The organism is bacterium, assembly GCA_021108215.1.
Taxonomy (GTDB): Bacteria; Oederibacteriota; JAAXVQ01; order JAAXVQ01; family JAUVAV01; genus JAIORK01.
Genome location: JAIORK010000045.1, coordinates 51281 through 70260 on the forward strand (window position 1 = coordinate 51281; position 18980 = coordinate 70260).

Sequence of the window (18980 nt, forward strand, 5' to 3'; positions counted from 1 at the left end):
GGCACCGACTATTTCACATGTCAGGTCAATTATTTCCAGGCCAGCACACCCAGCGACTTGAGCGCCTGGGCGATACCCTGTTGAAGATTTCCATAGAGTGGCTCCCACGCAAACGCCTGACGGACCTTGCTCGTATCCACCGCATAACCGGCTATTTTGTGTTCTGATGCCATGATCCCGCGCCGGATTTTCTCCCACCACAATGATGTTTTTTTCAGATGAAACGCCAGCCCCATCAACCCTGTGACCATTTCTAAAAAATCATGATAAACCACTGCCGGGCCGCCAAAAATATAATCCTCATTACTCTTCCCTTGCAGCAGTGTCACCAAAACCGCTCCGGCCGCATCCTCCACATGCAAAGGTGGAATCCGATTGCCACCTTCCCCGATGACAGGAACATGCCCGGTATACTTAAGCGGCTCCACAATCTTCGTTTGCAGCCACCCGCCGGGACCATAAATTTCCGCCGGATGAACACGCATCACATTTCCGGCTTCCCGGCACTGCTGCAGGTAATCATCCCAAATAAGGGAATAGGCCCTGCCGAACCCAATTTTATTGATTGCATGCGTCTCCCGGGCGACGGATGATTCTCCCGGCGCAGCGAAGAGCGCCGCCTGATCAACCATCACAATCTTTTTCACATCCGCTTCTTTTCCCCAACGCAGCAGGCGTGTTTTATGCGCCTGCAAACTTTCTGCATATTTTTCAACATTGCGTTCAAGGGATACGAACTCCGGTGTGGTGGCATCAATGACGGCATCATAGCCTGTCAGAGAGACCCTGGCGGCATCGGCGGTTAAAAAATTTTCCGACACAATACACGAAATTCCATCTTCTTCCTGAAACGTATTTTCTTTTTCCTTAGAGACCACCACGCCAACCCGGTGCCCCCGGGCCAAAGCCTGCCGGGCAAGGGTGTCCCGAAGCATCGCATTTTTGCCCACCACCATAATCGTCATCACGTGCTCATCCGATGCCGTATGCTGCGCAGCGATTTTCTCTACCCCGAATTTTTCATCCCTCATATTACATCACCAGCCATTGCTTGACCTCCGCCTCATCGGCTGCAGCCACCGTCACAATACGTTCCGGTGCCTGACCATGCTTGATCACCAGATCAAGGGGGCCGTCATGCTTGCAGTAATAAGCCACAATTGCATTTGCCAGCCCGGCATGATCCTCGCTCCCTACTCCGCGCAACAGCGCGGTCGGCCCCTTGCCCTCTCGGGGCTCTATAATATAATCCTCTGTCCGGGAATGTTTGACAAGTAATTTACACTCTTTTTCATTCCGTGCCACGACCAGTTTACATTTCTCACTCAGATTAAAAAAACGCCCTAATTGGATCCAATGACAATTTTCAATATCCAGCATATCCGATTCCAGAAGATTTTTCAATTTACGCGAGTAACCTGAATCTGTTAACAAACAGCCGCCTGCCGGTGTGCTGTAATCTTGCAGACCCCATTCCTGGGCCAGCGCCATCTGCCGCTTCCTCCCACGGCCGCCAATATCCAATAAAAACTCCTCAGCAACCCACCCCTCGGTCTGAGGTATTGTTGGCGGCAGCAATTTGGCTGAGAGCGGTCTTACCACCAGCCCATCCAAACCTGACTTACGTGCAATCAAGTCCAACGCCTGCTTATGCTGGCTCATGGGCCTCTGTCCCAACACCTCGCCGGTCACAATAAAATCAGCCTGCCATGTCTGCATGAGCTGTTTGGCCGTTTGCAGCATCAATAAATGGCAATCGATGCAGGGATTAATGTTTTTTCCCCGGCCGTGTTTGGGGTCGCGGATCACGTCAAGCAGATCATCGGTCAAAGGAACTTCACGCAATGTCACTGAAAATTGATCCTGTACGACTTTCCCGTAATTAATCATCCCTGATTTGCTATAAGGATTGTGAAACGGGGTTTGAAACATGACAGGAATGACCTCGACCCCCGCCCGCTGCATCAAACCGATCACCAACATACTGTCCAACCCTCCGGAATAAAGGACGATTGCTTTTTTCATAGCCGCATCCTATCTTTATCGTGACTGTCTAAATAACAAGCGTTAGACACTTTTGGATTGATAAACCTATTGTAAAATATTGCTGTCCAAATAAACGTTATCCACTGTCACTGAATCGCCATGGATGCCGGTTTTTTCAGGAAAACCGACACTGTGTCCACACGCTAGAGCCGGCAATGCCGATAAGGTCTAACCATGTCCCCTGAACACTTGGGGTGCGTTTTTTCCTGGAAAAATCAGCATCCATGGTGATCTCGATTGACCACTGATTCTTCAATTTTGACGCGCATGATTGTAAAATAAACATATTTTGACAGACATCCGAAGGGTCTTTTGAAAAAATATTGAAGCGGAAATCGTTTTCACAATTTGCCCAGCCGAACAAGGCTTTAAAAACCACCATATTTTTGCAGTTGCCGCGCAATGTTTTTCCAAAAGACCCTTCGGATGTCTTATCTCAACAGTGTTATGCCAAATTATGGTTTCCACTTTTTTTCCAAGCTTAAACTGTTCTATTCAGCGCCTGTTTTATATCATCAATAATATCTTCCACATTTTCAATCCCAATCGAAAGCCGGACAAGATCAGGTGTAATCCCGCCTTCCTGCTGCTGTTGGGCAGTCAATTGAGAATGTGTGGTCGATGCCGGATGAATGGCCAGACTCTTGGCATCCCCGACATTGGCCAAATGAGAAATCAATTCCAGCGACTCAATAAATTTCTGACCCTTGGTGCCGCCGCCTTTGATCCCAAATACTACCATACCGCCAAAACCCTTAGTTAAATACTTGGCAGCTGTCGCATGCCCCGGATCGGATTGCAGACCCGGATAGCGAACCCAGCTGACCTGATCATGCTTTGCCAGAAACTCGGCCACGGCCTGCGCATTTTCACAATGCCGCTGCATCCGTAAAGGCAATGTCTCGATCCCCTGCAAAAACTGCCAGGCATTGTCCGGAGCAATACACGCCCCCAGATTGCGCAAGGGAACAAGACGCATACGCAAAATAAAGGCCAGGGGCTGCAAAGGACCCAAATCCAGTCCAAACCGCAAATCATGATAACTTGGTTCCGGTTCGGTATAAAGGGAGAATTTTTTATCCGTCCAGTCAAATTTACCACTGTCCACAACAATACCGCCGATGCCGGTCCCGTGTCCGCCCAGCCATTTGGTCAGTGAATGAATCACAACATCTGCACCGTGTTCCAGCGGCCGGAGCAGATAAGGTGTGGCAAAAGTCGAATCCACCACCAGGGGCAAATGATGCTCCCGGGCCACAGCCGCGATAGCTGCAATATCCGTCACTTCCAGCGCCGGATTACCGATGCTTTCAATAAATAACATCCGGGTGCGCTCATTGACAGCTGCTTTAAATTCTTCCGGCTTACCCGGATCCACCAGATGGACCTTAATTCCAAATTTCGGCAAAATAGCGTCAAACATGGTGTAGGTCCCGCCATATAAATTGCGGGCCGCCACCACCTCATCCCCCTGCTGACATATATTAATCACCGTGTTAAAAACAGCAGCTGTGCCTGAAGCATGTGCCAGTGCTGCCGTACCGCCTTCCAACGCGGCAATTCTTTTTTCCAGCACGTCCTGAGTGGGATTCATCAGGCGCGTGTAAATATTGCCCAACTCCTTCAACCCGAATAGATTGGCTGCATGCTCGGTATCACGAAAAACAAAACTGCTGGTCCGGTGCAGCGGAACCGCCCGGGAAAGTGTTACCGAATCCGGCACATGCCCGGCATGTAAAACCTGGGTCTCAAAACGATAGTTTTTATCACTCATTTTCCAAATCTCCTTTACTAGTGTTTTTGCTTTCAATTCTCTGCTGTCAAAATTATTTGCTAGTCGCTCTAAGTGCTGTATTTTTAAAGTCAGACAAAAATATTTTTAATTAAAAACCCAGGTAGAAAGATAGCGTTCACCTGTGTCACAACCAATTGTCACAATTGTCTTGCCGGCATTTTCCGGGCGGCGTGCCGTCACCAGCGCAGCATGAACATTGGCCCCGGTAGAAATCCCTGCTAAGATACCTTCCTCCCGTGCCAACCGCCTGGCTGCTTCACCGGCCTCTTCATCCACCACAGTGATCACCTCATCAATAATATCACGATTAAGCACGTCCGGAATAAACCCGGCACCGATCCCTTGAATTTTATGCGGTCCCGGTTTCCCGCCGGATAAAACCGGCGAGGTGGCGGGTTCCACGGCCACCACATTCACTTCCGGTTTACGTGATTTTAAAACCTCACCGACCCCGGTAATAGTTCCGCCGGTTCCCACACCTGCCACAAAAATATCCACTTTGCCATCCGTATCATCCCATATCTCCACTGCGGTTGTTTTGCGATGGATCTCAGGATTAGCCGAATTTTTAAATTGCTGGGGTATGTGGGCCCCGGGCATCTCGGCCGCGAGTTTTTCCGCCCGGGAAATCGCCCCGCGCATACCTTCTGCGCCGGGTGTGAGAATAATCTCCGCACCCAGGGCATTCAATATCTGCCTCCGTTCCATGCTCATCGTATCCGGCATGGTCAATATCAAGCGATATCCCTTAACCGCACAAACCATGGCCAGGCCAATACCCGTATTCCCGCTGGTGGGTTCAATAATAACCCCACCCGGGCGCAATACGCCTTGCTGCTCCGCTGCAGCAATCATTGACAGCGTAATACGGTCCTTCACACTGGCACCGGGGTTAAACGACTCTAACTTCACCAAAACCTCAGCCTTCAAATCCTTGGCCATATTTTTCAAGCGTACCAAAGGTGTCTTCCCGACTAAATCCAAAATACTATTACTGATTTTCATGTTCATCACTCTTTCTTGTTTTTGTGGATATGATCCCTTTATTGATTTTTTTCAGATTGAATAATTCCCTTCAACATTTTCCTTTTCTTTGCGAAACATGATTTGCATCTGGGCCAGCGTCATATTCTCAAAAACAACTTTCACCTCTTGATTAACCTTCTCCCAAATCGACCGGGTCGCACAAAAAGACAACCGGTTGCAATTCTCATACTGATTTTGCAGACAGTCCAATAGTTGTACCGGACCTTCGGCTGCGTCGAGAACATCTGCCAGAGAAATATCCTTGGGTTGTCGGGCCAATTGAAATCCGCCTTTAGCGCCACGATAGCTATTCACAATCCCTGCCTTGCGCAGCGCCCCAAAAATATGAATCAAATACCTCTCAGGAATCGCCTGCCGGTTGGCAATATACGATAAAAAAATCGGTTTTCCCGAGTTATTTTCCGCCATTTCCAGCAACGCTCTCAGTGCATACCGCCCTTTGGTAGAAACCTTCATTATTCCAACACCTTTCTAATCATTACTAAGATGATGGTATTGGTAATGATTAGAAAGGTCAATAAAAAAATTTTTTTTTTAATCTTTTTCGTATTCCGGTGGCCGGCGCCCTATGGAATTGATTTTTCCCTTTTTTTCCTATAGGATACTTCCAACCTAACCAAAGGAGTCTTTCATGTCTGATCCGGATTACGAACTCGTCTACTCTGACCTTCCCCCAAAAGCAACCCCGGGTAAAAAGGCACCAGGGTTGGGAAAAGCGCTTTTACGCATCGAAAAAAAAGGACGTGGCGGAAAATCAGTGACCATCATTGAAAGGTTGGCACTATCAGACGACGCGCTAAAAAAGGTATGCAAAGAGTTCAAACAAAAATGCGGCACCGGCGGCACGGTCAAAGATCACCATATTGAAATCCAGGGGGATTTCCGGGAAAAACTCCGGCCCCTGCTGGTTTTGAAAGGTTACAAAGTCTCCGGCTGATTTTTTACTTCGCTACAAACTTCAAAGATTCCGAATTGATGCAGTAGCGTTTTCCCGTGGGTTTAGGCCCATCATCAAAAACATGCCCCAGATGGGCTTGACAGCGACTGCATAATACTTCGGTGCGCGGAGCACCCAATGTACGATCCGGGGCGAGTGAGATATTCGCCATAGCAATCGCCTGCCAAAAACTGGGCCAGCCGGTCCCGGAATTATATTTGGTCGTTGAACTAAACAGGTCATTACCGCAGGCAACACACTGGTAAATACCACTTTCATGATGGTTCCAGAACGCACCGCCAAATGCCGGTTCCGTTCCCTTCAAACGAATAATCTTATATTGCTCAGGGGTCAACGCCGCTTTCCATTGTGCCTCGGTTTTTTCAACTTTGTCTGTCATGACGTACCCCTTCTTCGCTTCTGAAAACACCTTCATTTGCTGATTCCCCACGGCATCCGCCGCGAATCCGCTGCCAACTGCCATACCGCCCAGCATCCACACCGCTAAAAAAAGAGCCGAATTGATTGTTTTCATATGCAACCTCCTAAAATGTTCACATCCTTGTTTTACGCTCCCGGACGCTTTTTAGCAATCATTTATTTTAGCGGACCGGAATCCAATGCTCAATGCTCTTACGATTATCCAACCGTACTTTCACCTCAAAGCGCCCGCCATCATCCGGCGCCAGCCCCATGGGACGCAATGCTTTGACCGCCGCCTTGTAGGCTTTGTTCCCGGTAAAATTCCCATGCCCGCTTACCCGCACCACCAACCGTTTGCCGGGATGAATGGTCTCCTGGACCACGCCTGATGGAAGGTTCTCCAAAGAATAATCCAACGGCAGAATATAACCGACCCGGCAGACAATATCAATCGGCCGCATTCGAAACGGGCTCTGAGCAAAAAGTGTAATCGGGGTCCCTTGCGCAATGCCCAACTCGCGAATCGCTGTGCGAACAATCCTACGCTGCTTTTCCAAACCGACCAGTGTCCCTTGGTAGTCGGTCAGTACCACTGATATTTCCGACAACTCAGACGGCGCCACCACCTCAATCCCGCGAAAGGGACCTGAAACAAAAAGATAAATACTCCCTACTAAAAAAAAGACCAGCAACAACCCGGCCGCAACCAGAACAACACGGGGCGGACCGTCCATTTCCTCAAACAGATCATCACTTTTATCTGAGCGAAATTTTTCTTTCCAAATCGTTTTCATCAATGACTCACCGACTCCCGGTTGGGATTCAATCATCTTTTTTTGTTATGAAATTCCCATGCACTGTCCGGCTATTCAACCCTATAAGGGTCAAAAAAAAATTCAAGTTTTTGCACTAAAAGTCCGATATTCTTTTAGTACACATTACCGTCATTCATTCGGGGGGATCCACCAAATGCAAAGCACTTATCTTGTCCGTCCTTCTTCAGATCTTATTCAAAAGTGGTGGCTTACTTACAGCTCCACCGCCTGTTCACTGCCTCCCGAATACTCCCATGCCTGGATTAATCTTATCAGCGAGGTGGTTCGCCACTATCGATTATTGCTGCACTGCACCCATCCGTCGGACCAGCGTTTTTACCGCAAATTATGCCTGCAGGCCATGGCCAAATCCCGCTGGGAACTGATGCTCACATCGATGTACGGTCATCTGGCGCCGCAGCAAACACAGAAGCTCGAGCACCTGCAGTCATCCCTTGAGCAGTCAGTACAAAACTAACCATACTACCAATATCTTTTTCGACAAAGGAAAAAAACATGTTTTTCAATACACAGAGTATTTTTATTTCCCTGAAATTTTTTCTGCAACTATTCCCGCTCAAACACTTTACTGAAGAGGCCGACACGGATCACAAAAACCATCCCTGGAAGCAAGACATCTAAATCCCATCCCAACGGCGACGCTGCTGTGCCGGCAAGCGATCCGTTACAGTACTAAAATCGCAATGTGCTGAAAATAAAAAATTGACCGTATTTGAATCTTAACGATCGTTAAAGTTCAAATACTTCGTAACCTATGCCGCCGGTTTTCCCTTGCATGTCCGGTTCGCATTTGCAAGTATGTTTAAAAACCATTGCAGGGGGATTACCATGGTACCACATAAACCTTCCATCCAAAAATCGATGCTTATGAAATTATTTGATGCGGCATTCATTCAGCGCTGGAATGACAAAGTGCGACCTGTCGATTTGACAGAATTGGACAAACAGGCCCACAAAATGGTGATTGCCTACTGCCTGGGAAAATCAGAAGAAACAACCCCGGGGTTCAACTGGATCGAAATCATTGAGGGCGGTATTTTCGAATTATTGCAACGAATTGTCCTGACAGACCTCAAACCCCCGGTTTTTCATAAAATCAGGTCCGACGCTGATAAATACCGGCGGCTTAACAATTGGGTCTACGAGGAGCATCTCAAAGATATCCTGGCGCCCTTGGGAAAAGATTTTTGCGAGCGTTTCCAGAACTACTTCACCCAAACCGATGAGAACATCAACCGCCAAATTTTAAGCGCCGCCCATTTTTATGCCACCAAATGGGAATTTGATATCATCGAAAAGGCCAACCCCAACAGCTATGACATCGAAGAAATCAAAGCCGACATCCAAAGCAAACAGGCCAAATACAGCAACCTCCCCGGATTCCAACGGTTGGTGAAGGATAAAAATATAACCCGTTTTATCAACCTTTGCGGCGAGCTTCGTTTCCAGATCCGCTGGTCCAATATCTACCGCATTCCCAAAACATCGGTGATGGGACACATGCTTTTTGTGGCCATCGTCTCTTACCTTTTTTCCCTGGAAATCAACGCCTGCCCGCAACGGGCCATCAACAATTTTTTTACCGGACTTTTCCATGATCTCCCTGAAGTGCTCACCCGGGATATCATCTCACCGGTCAAGCGCGCGGTCGAAGGGCTGGATGACCTCATCAAAGACTATGAAGTCGAGATGATGCAAAAAGAGGTTTACAGTATCTTGCCCAGTGCCTGGCACACGGACATCAAAATGTTTACTGAACATGAATTTTCCAACACGGTGGTGATTAATAATAAAATCAATGATAAGGTGGACAATGACACTATTAATCAAAAATACAACCACGACCGGTTCAATCCCCGCGATGGAAAATTAATCAAGGCCGCAGACATGCTGGCAGCGTTTATCGAGGCACATGTGGCCACCCTCAATGGCAGCGCCAGCCAGGACCTGCATGATGCCAAGAAAAACATCAAGTATATCTATCAAAGCGAGCACAAGCATATCGCCGGTATCGACTTCGGCCGCCTCTATCACAATCTGGACTAAAAAAACAACATTATTTCATTTTTGTATTTATTTTTTTTATTCCTACTTTTTTGTATTTTTATGCAAACTTAATTTTTCGCGTTTTATTCAACTCCCCCTTTAAAAACAGGCGTTTTTTCCTGTCCTGCCGTTTGGCACGACATTTGCATTATCTAATGTCATGAATATGAGACTAAACTATTTAGCAAGGAGGGATGAACATAGAAGTACGGCAGTCTCAAAAAAAAATTCCAGGAGAAAATAAAATGAAAACATTCATGAAAAAGCTAACCGTATTCACAGTTGCACTACTCATCACCGCCTCAATCATCACGCCCGCCGTTTATGCCGCGGATGTCACCTTGGACATCCCGGTGGTATCACAGTATGTATGGCGCGGCATTTTAGCCAATGAAGAGCCGGTCTTGCAGCCTTCATTGACTGTCGCAGGTTCCAACGGACTGAGCTTCAACCTTTGGGGCAATATGGACATAACCGGTTTTGGCGAAGAAGCCGGTTACGGCAATCGCTCCGGCGAATTCACTGAAGTTGATTTGACACTGGACTATAGTTACTCTTTTGGAAAAGTGGGTCTTAGCGCCGGAATCATCTCGTATATTTTCCCCGGCCTGGGATCAACCACCCACGAATTATACGCCTCGGTCTCAGGCGATGTAATTGCCAGTCCAACCCTGGCTGTATATTCAGATGTTGATGAGGTCAAAGGCTCCTATTTTATGCTAAGCCTCGGACACAGCTTCTCCTTGACCGCAGGACCCTTGACCGGGATTGATCTCGGTCTGTCCGCCGGTTATGGCAGCGGTTCTTATAATCGGGGTTACTTCGGGATCGATGAAGCCAAACCGGTTGATCTGGTTGTTTCCCTGGGATTACCCCTTTCGATTTCCGGCATCAGTGTGACACCCGGTGTTGTCTACAGTTATTTGCTCGACAGCGATATCAGTGAAGCGCTTGACAAATCCAGTTATGCGCTGTTTTCACTGACTGTCTCGCTAACTCTCTAAAGAAAGATAGGTGATAATGATGAAATTTCTCAAGAGTTTTTTAATCACACTGCTTTTAACCACCGCAGGATGGGTCGCAATCGCCGGGGCTGAAGATGCCCCGATCCTGGAAACCACAACCATAGCAAGCGATGCCGTTGTTAAAGCACCGGCGGCAAACATCGCTTCCCTCATTATGGAAGCTAAAGATGCCGCCAGCGCTGCCCAGGACTCAGCCAATTGGGTCTGGATCCTCATTGCAGCCATTCTGGTCATGTTCATGCAACCGGGTTTTGCCATGCTGGAAGCCGGACTCACCCGCTCTAAAAACGCCGGTAATATCATGATGAAAAATTTGATGGATTTCTCGATCGGCTCAATCTCTTTTTTCGTCCTCGGTTTCGGGATTATGTTTGGCGCAGATAAAATGGGCTTCTTTGGTAGTGATGGTTTTTTTCTTTCTTCCGCCAACACTGCCGGCAAAGACGGCATGTGGCAGTACGCCTTCTGGATGTTCCAGGTGGTTTTCGCAGCCACGGCAGCCACCATTGTTTCCGGTGCCATGGCGGAACGCACCAAATTCGTCGGCTACCTTATCTTTAGTGTTTTTATCACCTTGATAATCTACCCGGTGTCCGGACATTGGATATGGGGCGGAGGATGGCTCAGTAAGCTGGCAACACCCATGGTCGATTTTGCCGGATCAACCGTTGTCCACTCAGTGGGTGGATGGCTTGCCTTGACAGGCGCCATCATCATCGGACCGCGTTTGGGTAAATACGGACCAAAAGGCGAATCAAAAGCCATTATGGGTCACAATATTCCTCTGGCAGCCTTGGGTGTTTTTATCCTCTGGTTCAGCTGGTTTGGATTTAATGCCGGCAGCACCACAGAAGCAAGCCAGAACATCGGTCTGATTGCGGTCACGACCAATCTGGCTGCTGCGGCAGGTGCCATTGGTGCCCTCATCACGGTCTGGATCAAAGATAAAAAACCGGAACCGACCATGGCTTTAAATGGTGTCCTCGCCGGTCTGGTAGCCATCACAGCCGGATGCGCCAATGTTTCGCCCATGGCGGCAATTATTATCGGTCTGTCTGCCGGCATCTTGGTGGTCCTCTCGGTTGAGTTTATTGACAAAGTGCTCAAAATTGATGATCCGGTCGGTGCGATCAGCGTACACGGTGTCTGCGGTGCTTTCGGAACCCTGGCAGTCGGTATTTTCGCTTCCAGAGAATTTGGCGGCATTTCCGGTTTGCTGGATGGCGGCGGCCTGTCTCTGCTCGTCAGCCAGTTTATCGGTGTTGTGGCTGTATTTGCCTGGTGCATGGCAACCGGGTTGATTCTCTTTGGCGCGATCAAGGCAAGCAAGGTACTTCGGGTCAGCAAAGAAGACGAACTGCGGGGTCTGGACATCACCGAACATGGTGTGGAATCATATAGTGGATTCCAGATCTTCACAACGGAATAAGGGAGGAACAAATCATGAAACTCGTTATTGCTTATATTCAACCTCAGAAGCTAACCGAGGTCAAAGACGCCCTTGCAGCCGCCGGTGTCGGCAAAATGTCGGTCACCAATGCCTTGGGATGCGGCCAGCAGATGGGCTTCGAGGAAAACTATCGCGGAAATAAAATCACTATTAATCTTCTGAAAAAAGTACGTCTGGAAATTGCAGTCAACGACGCCTTCCTTAAAACCGTCATTGACACCATTATGGAAAGTGCTTGTACAGATACCATCGGTGACGGCAAAATTTTCGTTACTGAGCTGGTAGATTGCTACCGCATCCGTACTGGTGAAAAAGGCAAGGAAGCCATTGGCTAACCACACAGGAGAATGATGCGGGTACGCCGACAAAATGTCGGTCCTGCGGTGTCCCTCCGTTACCCCATCATTCTCCTGTTACTTGCGTAAACCCCGGACCATTAGTATGCGCTTTTCACCTTAATGTTCACTTCAGAGCCTTCATCCGAGGGAGCATTGCTCCTCAACCCTTTGAGATGTTGGTCCATAAAATAGTTAAACGATTTCACTATCTCACCGGCTCTTTTCTGTGCCTCGGGCAAGGGTCTGATCCCATAGTCGCCGGGAAACCCCAGAATCGGCGCAATCACAATCGGGCCCAAAGCCACAACACTTCCCCGGCCGGCCTGTACCTTGACTTCAATGGAATTGCCGCCAACCGTATCATCGTCATCCCGGGCTTCTTCCGCTTCAGCATCACGTATCCGGTATACCGGCACTGCTTTTGCCGTGACCCGGGTCCGATTGCCATAGGGTTTGAGCTTCACTTTTAAAATAAAACGGTAATTCTCGTCAATCAGATCAAATTCCGCCTGACGAACCACTTCTTCCGGCAGCACTGTATCGGGGGTGGTTTCCGCGTCCATTTGATGCCGTGTGGTATGATACTGGGCGAGCGCCATATACAGTTCATCCGTCATAATACGTTTGACCACTGCCAGCGTCTGCGCCTCGCTCATAGGCACTACCCGCAAATATTGGGATTTACGCAGCACATCGTTTGAAGAAACTCTTTTGTCTTCCACCCACTTGTAAATACGCGGTTTGGCAAAAGCACCTGCCGCCATTCCCAATAAAAAAAGCCCAACGAGATTTACCGTCACAAACCGTTTCATCATCATGCCTCCTGTTGTCTTTGACTGCTTTACAAGAACAGTAAACAGCCTTCCTATATTTGAAACACTTTCCGCCCTTTTGGTTCTTATTTTTTTACGGACAGAGTATTTTTACAATCTCATGATACTTGGCTGCTGTGTTTTCCACAACTTCCGGAGGTAATTCCGGGCCGGGCGGGGTTTTATCCCATCCTGACTGCGACAACCAATCCCGCACATATTGTTTATCATACGAGGGCTGACCCTGGCCGGGTTTGTATTGATCCTCAGGCCAAAAACGGGAGGAATCCGGCGTCAACACTTCATCAATCAAGATCAATTCATTGTTATAAATCCCGAATTCAAATTTCGTGTCCGCAATGATAATCCCGCGTGTACGGGCGTAGTCGGAAGCCGCTTTATAAATGCGGAGGCTGAAATCCCGGACCTGCTCTGCGCGCTCTTGGCCGATGATCCCGGCGGCTTTTTCAAACGAGATGTTCTCATCATGATCTCCCACATCCGCTTTGGTCGAGGGCGTAAAAATAGGTTCAGGCAACTTATCCGATTCACGCAATCCTGCCGGAAGTTGGATGCCGCAAACCGTCCCTTTTGACTGGTACTCTTTCCAACCTGAGCCGGAAAGATATCCGCGCACAATGGCTTCCACAGCCAAAGGTTCGGCTTTTTTCACCAGCATGGAACGCGATTCCAGTATGCCCAACAGGGACTCATCTTTTATCAGATCTTGCAGCTTTCTCTGCGACAAATGGTTGGGAATAATTTCCTCAAACCGCTTAAACCAAAACCGGGAAATCCCGGTTAAAATACTGCCTTTCCCGGGAACATGGGTCGGCAAAATGACATCATAGGCTGAAATACGGTCCGAAGCCACCAAAAGCAGCTCCTCACCTGCATTATAAATATCTCTGACTTTTCCCTGTTTCACCATCTGCATGCCGGGTATCTCAATTATTTTTTCAGGCACACTGTCCAACCCCTTTCATTATTTGTTTTTATAATGTTTCCGGACCATGGGTCGATCACGATTTTTAGCGGGGAATGTATAAAGGAATAACTTTTTTACGCCCCTTTTTCAGCACCACCTCAATCGGCGGAAGCGAAACCGTACTGCCGCGTACTGTCCGCAACCTGACCTCCAGGGAATGCTCACCTGCCGACAGCGGTATTCGCAAAACATGAAACTTATTCGGCAATGTCCGCCAGGAACGGGTATCTGCCTGTTCCGTAGCCAGGGTATACACATTGGATAAAATATTTACTGCCAGATTATTCCCCGCAGCTTTTCTAACCTGGTAAGCCGCGATATATTTAGTGGTGGCGCGGGCAATCGCTTTGACCGAGATCAACCCGATCCGCTGTTCCAGATTTTTATAAGCAATGGCATCGAGCGGCTCCATCATTTCGCTGGTCACCACAGTGCCATCCGCAAGTCCTACGCGAATATAATCCACCACATTTCTACGCGGCTTAAATGCCGGAAATGCAACTTTGAGCACATAAGGATTCCCGTCCGGGGTCCTAATCGGGGCTGCAATACGCTTGGTAATTTTTCCCGGAATCATGCCGTCATACACCACAATCATCACTTCACTGCGTTTGTGCGGACGTCTCCCGGCATCTAAAATATCCTTACCAAATTCTTTCCGCCACTGACGGTATTGATCATCAAACCCCATCCAGCGCGAGAGCCGGATAAGATCACTTTTGATCACTTCCGGTACCGGCATACCGTAGTGCTTCTCATATTTCCCAAATGCCTTGTATGCCAATTTGTAGTCAATGTAAGCGCTATTGTATTCGCCGGTGGCCTCATGGGCAAACGCAGCCATATACCGGGCGAACGCATCCTCTTTATAAATCGCTTCTTTCCCATACTTACCGGAAAGTTTAACCAGCCGTGTATTGACCTTGCGGGCCTCGACCAGCGCACTATTAAGCTTGTTCATATATAGAAAATCGAGTTCTTTAAAAACATGCACCATGATCTGCTCAAAATCCTCTCCCACATAATCCATGGACATGTCATTGACAAGAAAGGAAGTGGCTGCCTGGGTCACGCTGGTGCCGTACAATTCCTCAATCAATTGCTCAGCTGTATTGAGTTCCTTCACACTGGTTTTATAATCAGCCGTCCGCTGGAGCAGGCTTCCCCGCTCAAAATAGTAGATTAAGTTGTTGGCGCCGGAATACTGGCTTTTTTTCTTTTCCAACAACTCCAAAGCAGAAGCATAATCACCCTGCGATGTACTGTTGGCCAACTGAGTGGCGACGTGAATACCGCCGCACCCGGTCACAAGAAACGCCAACAGCACACTCGCAGGAAAAACAATGGCCAAACGTTGAATACACACGTGATTAGAAACGCGCGCCCGGACGTTTGATGAATTTCTTGATTTTCTTATTCCCGTACCAAATTTTAATATTGCGCTGCATATCCACCAATTCCATATCCACCTGGTAATAGAAGGTATGCTTGCCCCCCCGGGCATCCGTGATCTTGGAAATCGTACCTTGCATCATATAATCCGCACCGGTTTCAGCATACATTTCTTTGCGGGTTGAGTCAGACGAATATGTCTGCTGATCTTCACGCTCTGCGCGCATTTCATCCCGCTCACCCTTGCCTGTCACAAATTCAACCATGCCGGAATTGGTCAACTCTCTTTCAATATCTTTCTGGAAAGTATCAATGGCAATATGTTCGTCCGACTTATTTTTAATGGTCCCGACAATCACTTTCGGTGATTCGCCTCTGTGTTTTTTCATGTGCTTCCCCAACCAGGGACGCGTGAGAGCTTCTTTGACCATCTCTTCAGCAACCAGCTGAGAATCCGTATCATTCCAATTCCCGGACAGGTCCACCACCTCATCAGATGAAATACGCTTCACTTCCATGGAACAACTGCTCATCCCTGCAACCAACACCGCACCTGCCAACAATAACATCATCTTTTTCATGCAGACTTCCTCCTTGAGTATGTATTTAGAAATTCCAATGCAAACCGAGCTGGGCCGAAGGCCAATTAATCTTATCATTGATTTGATAATAACTAAACGGCTCTTGACTCTCGGTCAATGACTTAACAAACGTAAATGCCAGCGACAGGCCCAACCCGTCAGTAAAGAAATAACTCAGCCCGGCTGATCCAAATATGGCAAATATATTTTCTTTTGGTGAGGAATAATACAAAACAGGCCCGCCGCTAATAAACGGCGAAAATTTACCCGTCAAAAAATAGTATTTCAATGACAAATCCAGTGAAAGACCGCTCATATACGTCCCGATACCGCCGCCAACAGCAACATTGGCAGTCGCAAACTTGTCATACTGAATACCCACCACCAGCGGCCCGCCGATTTGAATCCACAAATCCGTATCATTCACTTTCAAGGGGGAATTCTCCGCAATCATGGCTTCAACTTTTTCAGTCACCCGAGCCTGCGCCGAACCTGTCATCCCTGCAATCATCACCAACGCAACCAGTGCCGTTGTCAGACGTAATTTCCAATTCATCATAGCCTCCTCATTAATTTAAATAATCACTTTTTTTACACGATCGACCTCTATTGTATCCATCGCGATAGTGTTAGACAAGAAAAATATTATTTTAACGGAAATTATTTATATCACGGCGGCCGTGCCGCTAAGTCCCCCATACAAATCTCCTTCACCTGCTTTTTGATGGCCCGTAATATATAATTTAGACCTTAAAAAACAATTTTGGTTCTCCTCACTCAGGACTGTATTTTCTACATACTTATAATCCAGTCGATCCTGAAAAAGTCAAATTGCAACTCATTACTCAATGAAGCCTGATCAAACGATTGAGCAAGTACGCTGCCGGGATTCGGATGATACGATGATACCCTGCCTTCGTGGCCATTTTTTTTAGTGTCTATCCTCATCCCTGTTCCGACTTTTGTCCTTTGGCAGCTCACGCGGTCAATCGTTTGAGTAGGGAATGGTCGCGACCATTCCCTACTATCAGTGGCGACCTATGCGTGTTGTTGGACGCATAGGTCTTTTTTACTGTTTCTTCAACATTTCCAACACTTTTTGTGTTTTTCAGGATCGACTATATAATTTCCCCGACTTGTGGCATAATGAGTCCACTTTTTTCAGGAGGCGTGTTTTGAAAAAAACGGTTCGCAAAACCGAGTGGGTGACCAATGATTTCGGACATACGTATACGGGAACCCGCCTGTATGCAGGAAAATCTAAATTCCAGAATATGGAAATACATCGTAATCAAACATTCGGCACCATGCTTTTCCTGGACGGAAAAATCCAGATCTCGGAACGTGATGAAAACCGGTATCACCAATACCTCGTTGCAGCTCCCTTGCTGGCACACCGCGCCCCTAAAAGCGTCTGTATTATCGGCGGCGGCGATTGTTTCTCCCTGGAAGAAGTTGCCAAGCACACCTCGCTTAAACGAATCTTGATGCTGGAAATCGATAAAGGTGTGGTTAATTTTTGCACCCGCCATTACCCGGTTATTCAGAAAGTACGCAAAGATCCGAGAATCGAAATTATTTACCAGGATGCCCGGCAATACCTTGAGACAACCCGGGAATCTTTTGACGTTTTAATCATTGATCTCACTGAGCCGCACGGCCCCTCCAAAATGCTTTATACCCGGGAATTTTACCGCATCTGTCAAAAACACCTTACCCGTGGCGGAATTTTATCCATCCATACAGACAATCATTTTCTTTTCCCTACAAGTTTTGCCACGATCTACAAAACCCTCACGAGTGTTTTCCCTCACATCCTCACCGCACGTGTGGATATGCCCTGTTTCGGTATGGGCTGGACCTACCGGATGGCATCTGCACAGCCGATCGCTTATCAGCGTTTGGTCACGAACACCAAGCACTTTCGCTCAAAAAAAATAAGTCTGGAGCACTTCACACCTTCAACCTATCTGGTCGAACCCACACCGGAAGAATTGAATGTGCTGAAAAAGCACGGACGCATTTCAACCGACCGGCGACCGTTTGATAAATTCGAATCCATGGAACAAAAAGTCACCCGCTAATGACCCTTTTCCCGCAGCCAACCGTCACCGAACGTTTAAATAAAAAGCTGCCTGACCTGATTGCATTGTGGCGGGACCATTTCAACCTCCCCGGACCGCGCCATCGTCTACGCCTTCAGGAAACCACCGCCATCGCAAAAAAACTACGCCTCTTATCCCAGGGGTTGACCCGCGAACGAAAATTGGCCGGGAAAAATTATTTTTCCGATCCCTATCAATTCGGTGCATACCTATTCTTTTTCTGGCCTGTTTCTTACGCCCAGGCGCGGTTCGTGCTGGACCCTCTCGTCCCGGGATTCAAGACCATCCTCGAGATGGGCTCCGGTGCTGCACCGCTGGGTACCGCCGCAGGCGACCTCAATGCCGGATCAGTCACCGCCCTGGATCGAAGCTCCGAAGCGCTCTTTTTTGCAAAAAAAATAATCCAGCAGCAAAAAAAGAAAATCACCACGACCCTCTGGCACGGCGGGACCACCCCCGCTTCCCTGCCAGGTCATTTTGATCTCATAAGTTTCCAGCATGTCCTCAATGAATTGTGGCCAAAAGATCCCGCCCGGGAACAAAGCATTCTTAAACTCCTTAAATCTGCGGCATCTCATCTCACACCCCGGGGTCAACTTCTCCTCATTGAGCCTGCGCTGACTGAGACCTCCCGGTGCCTCCTTAGGATCAGAAATGCTTTGCTGGACCAGGGATTCACACTTGCCGGGCCCTGTCTAACCCAAATGCATTGTCCCGCACTTTCTAAACCCAGTGACAGTTGTCATATTGATTGGCCCTGGTCTCCCCCTTCCCTGACCGAAGAGTTGGCCCGCTTATCCGGATTCAAAAAACATGATCTGAAAATGACATACTTTCTTTTTCATAAATCAGGCCCGCCCCCGCAAACCCCTTTGACCACGGGTTCATTCCTGATTGTCTCTGAACCCATGCTCTCAAAAAACAAGCGCATCCGGTTTATCGGGTGCGGACCTGCTGGCCGGCTCGGTCTTGCGCTGCATCCCAAAAACCGCGCTGCATCAAACGCGCTTTTTTTCACGCTCAAACGGGGCGACCACATCCGCATTCATGATTATGAATGCCAAGAAAACGGTATCCGGCTGCATCAGGGGTCTGGCGTCGAAGTGCTTTCGCGGGCAATAAAATAATTCATTTGACAGGACACACCCTTTATGACAAT

The 18980-nt window shown here is 48.1% G+C and carries 20 protein-coding genes; 8 read left to right on the plus strand and 12 right to left on the minus strand.

Features of this window, described 5'->3' with window-relative positions:
• Nucleotides 1–29: 29 nt before the first annotated feature.
• The 5 genes from K8S19_10280 to K8S19_10300 all read right to left on the minus strand — a co-directional run bounded on the left by K8S19_10280 (nucleotide 30) and on the right by K8S19_10300 (nucleotide 5344).
• Nucleotides 30–1031, minus strand: a complete 1002-nt coding sequence (locus K8S19_10280; GenBank protein MCD4814062.1) for an NAD(P)-dependent oxidoreductase — start codon at nucleotides 1029–1031, stop codon at nucleotides 30–32.
• A 1-nt stretch (nucleotide 1032) separates the two neighbouring features.
• Nucleotides 1033–2025, minus strand: coding sequence for a tRNA 4-thiouridine(8) synthase ThiI (locus tag K8S19_10285; protein MCD4814063.1), 993 nt, complete (start codon nucleotides 2023–2025; stop codon nucleotides 1033–1035).
• 502 nt (nucleotides 2026–2527) lie between these two features.
• Nucleotides 2528–3820 (minus strand): O-acetylhomoserine aminocarboxypropyltransferase/cysteine synthase, encoded by a 1293-nt coding sequence (locus K8S19_10290; GenBank protein MCD4814064.1) that lies wholly within the window; start codon nucleotides 3818–3820, stop codon nucleotides 2528–2530.
• 105 nt (nucleotides 3821–3925) lie between these two features.
• Complete coding sequence (cysK, locus tag K8S19_10295) at nucleotides 3926–4846, minus strand: cysteine synthase A (protein ID MCD4814065.1); 921 nt, start codon at nucleotides 4844–4846, stop codon at nucleotides 3926–3928.
• A gap of 51 nt (nucleotides 4847–4897) precedes the next feature.
• On the minus strand, nucleotides 4898–5344 hold the full coding sequence (locus K8S19_10300; protein ID MCD4814066.1) for an Rrf2 family transcriptional regulator: 447 nt from the start codon (nucleotides 5342–5344) through the stop codon (nucleotides 4898–4900).
• Nucleotides 5345–5519: 175 nt separating this feature from the next.
• On the opposite strand from K8S19_10300, the gene K8S19_10305 reads away from it, so the two are divergent.
• Complete coding sequence (locus tag K8S19_10305) at nucleotides 5520–5825, plus strand: translation initiation factor (GenBank protein ID MCD4814067.1); 306 nt, start codon at nucleotides 5520–5522, stop codon at nucleotides 5823–5825.
• A gap of 4 nt (nucleotides 5826–5829) precedes the next feature.
• On the opposite strand, the gene msrB is transcribed toward K8S19_10305, so the two are convergent.
• Together msrB and K8S19_10315 are read right to left on the minus strand one after the other, a co-directional pair.
• The gene (msrB, locus tag K8S19_10310; GenBank protein MCD4814068.1) at nucleotides 5830–6225 is read right to left on the minus strand and encodes a peptide-methionine (R)-S-oxide reductase MsrB; all 396 of its coding nucleotides are present in this window, start codon (nucleotides 6223–6225) and stop codon (nucleotides 5830–5832) included.
• 202 nt (nucleotides 6226–6427) lie between these two features.
• A complete protein-coding gene (locus tag K8S19_10315) occupies nucleotides 6428–7042 on the minus strand; it encodes a hypothetical protein (GenBank protein ID MCD4814069.1) in 615 nt (204 codons plus the stop codon).
• A 175-nt stretch (nucleotides 7043–7217) separates the two neighbouring features.
• Between K8S19_10315 and K8S19_10320 the strand changes: the two genes are divergently transcribed.
• From K8S19_10320 to K8S19_10340, 5 genes are all read left to right on the plus strand, one after another.
• Nucleotides 7218–7541, plus strand: coding sequence for a hypothetical protein (locus K8S19_10320; GenBank protein MCD4814070.1), 324 nt, complete (start codon nucleotides 7218–7220; stop codon nucleotides 7539–7541).
• Between the two features lie 371 nt (nucleotides 7542–7912).
• Complete coding sequence (locus K8S19_10325) at nucleotides 7913–9130, plus strand: HD domain-containing protein (GenBank protein MCD4814071.1); 1218 nt, start codon at nucleotides 7913–7915, stop codon at nucleotides 9128–9130.
• A gap of 245 nt (nucleotides 9131–9375) precedes the next feature.
• Nucleotides 9376–10134: a hypothetical protein gene (locus K8S19_10330; GenBank protein ID MCD4814072.1), complete on the plus strand. Its 759-nt coding sequence runs from the start codon at nucleotides 9376–9378 to the stop codon at nucleotides 10132–10134.
• A gap of 19 nt (nucleotides 10135–10153) precedes the next feature.
• On the plus strand, nucleotides 10154–11584 hold the full coding sequence (locus K8S19_10335) for an ammonium transporter (protein MCD4814073.1): 1431 nt from the start codon (nucleotides 10154–10156) through the stop codon (nucleotides 11582–11584).
• A gap of 14 nt (nucleotides 11585–11598) precedes the next feature.
• Complete coding sequence (locus tag K8S19_10340; GenBank protein ID MCD4814074.1) at nucleotides 11599–11940, plus strand: P-II family nitrogen regulator; 342 nt, start codon at nucleotides 11599–11601, stop codon at nucleotides 11938–11940.
• Between the two features lie 101 nt (nucleotides 11941–12041).
• On the opposite strand, the gene K8S19_10345 is transcribed toward K8S19_10340, so the two are convergent.
• The 5 genes from K8S19_10345 to K8S19_10365 all read right to left on the minus strand — a co-directional run bounded on the left by K8S19_10345 (nucleotide 12042) and on the right by K8S19_10365 (nucleotide 16275).
• Nucleotides 12042–12761 (minus strand): hypothetical protein, encoded by a 720-nt coding sequence (locus K8S19_10345; GenBank protein ID MCD4814075.1) that lies wholly within the window; start codon nucleotides 12759–12761, stop codon nucleotides 12042–12044.
• A gap of 88 nt (nucleotides 12762–12849) precedes the next feature.
• Nucleotides 12850–13692 (minus strand): phosphoribosylaminoimidazolesuccinocarboxamide synthase, encoded by an 843-nt coding sequence (locus K8S19_10350; GenBank protein ID MCD4814076.1) that lies wholly within the window; start codon nucleotides 13690–13692, stop codon nucleotides 12850–12852.
• A gap of 94 nt (nucleotides 13693–13786) precedes the next feature.
• On the minus strand, nucleotides 13787–15109 hold the full coding sequence (locus tag K8S19_10355) for a hypothetical protein (GenBank protein ID MCD4814077.1): 1323 nt from the start codon (nucleotides 15107–15109) through the stop codon (nucleotides 13787–13789).
• 4 nt (nucleotides 15110–15113) lie between these two features.
• Entirely contained in the window at nucleotides 15114–15716 is a 603-nt protein-coding gene (locus K8S19_10360) for a penicillin-binding protein activator LpoB (protein MCD4814078.1), read from the minus strand.
• Between the two features lie 25 nt (nucleotides 15717–15741).
• The gene (locus K8S19_10365; protein ID MCD4814079.1) at nucleotides 15742–16275 is read right to left on the minus strand and encodes a hypothetical protein; all 534 of its coding nucleotides are present in this window, start codon (nucleotides 16273–16275) and stop codon (nucleotides 15742–15744) included.
• A 616-nt stretch (nucleotides 16276–16891) separates the two neighbouring features.
• On the opposite strand from K8S19_10365, the gene K8S19_10370 reads away from it, so the two are divergent.
• Nucleotides 16892–17800: a fused MFS/spermidine synthase gene (locus K8S19_10370; protein ID MCD4814080.1), complete on the plus strand. Its 909-nt coding sequence runs from the start codon at nucleotides 16892–16894 to the stop codon at nucleotides 17798–17800.
• On the plus strand, nucleotides 17800–18948 hold the full coding sequence (locus K8S19_10375) for a small ribosomal subunit Rsm22 family protein (protein ID MCD4814081.1): 1149 nt from the start codon (nucleotides 17800–17802) through the stop codon (nucleotides 18946–18948). The genes K8S19_10370 and K8S19_10375 overlap by 1 nt, the downstream gene beginning before the upstream one ends.
• Nucleotides 18949–18980: the final 32 nt, after the last annotated feature.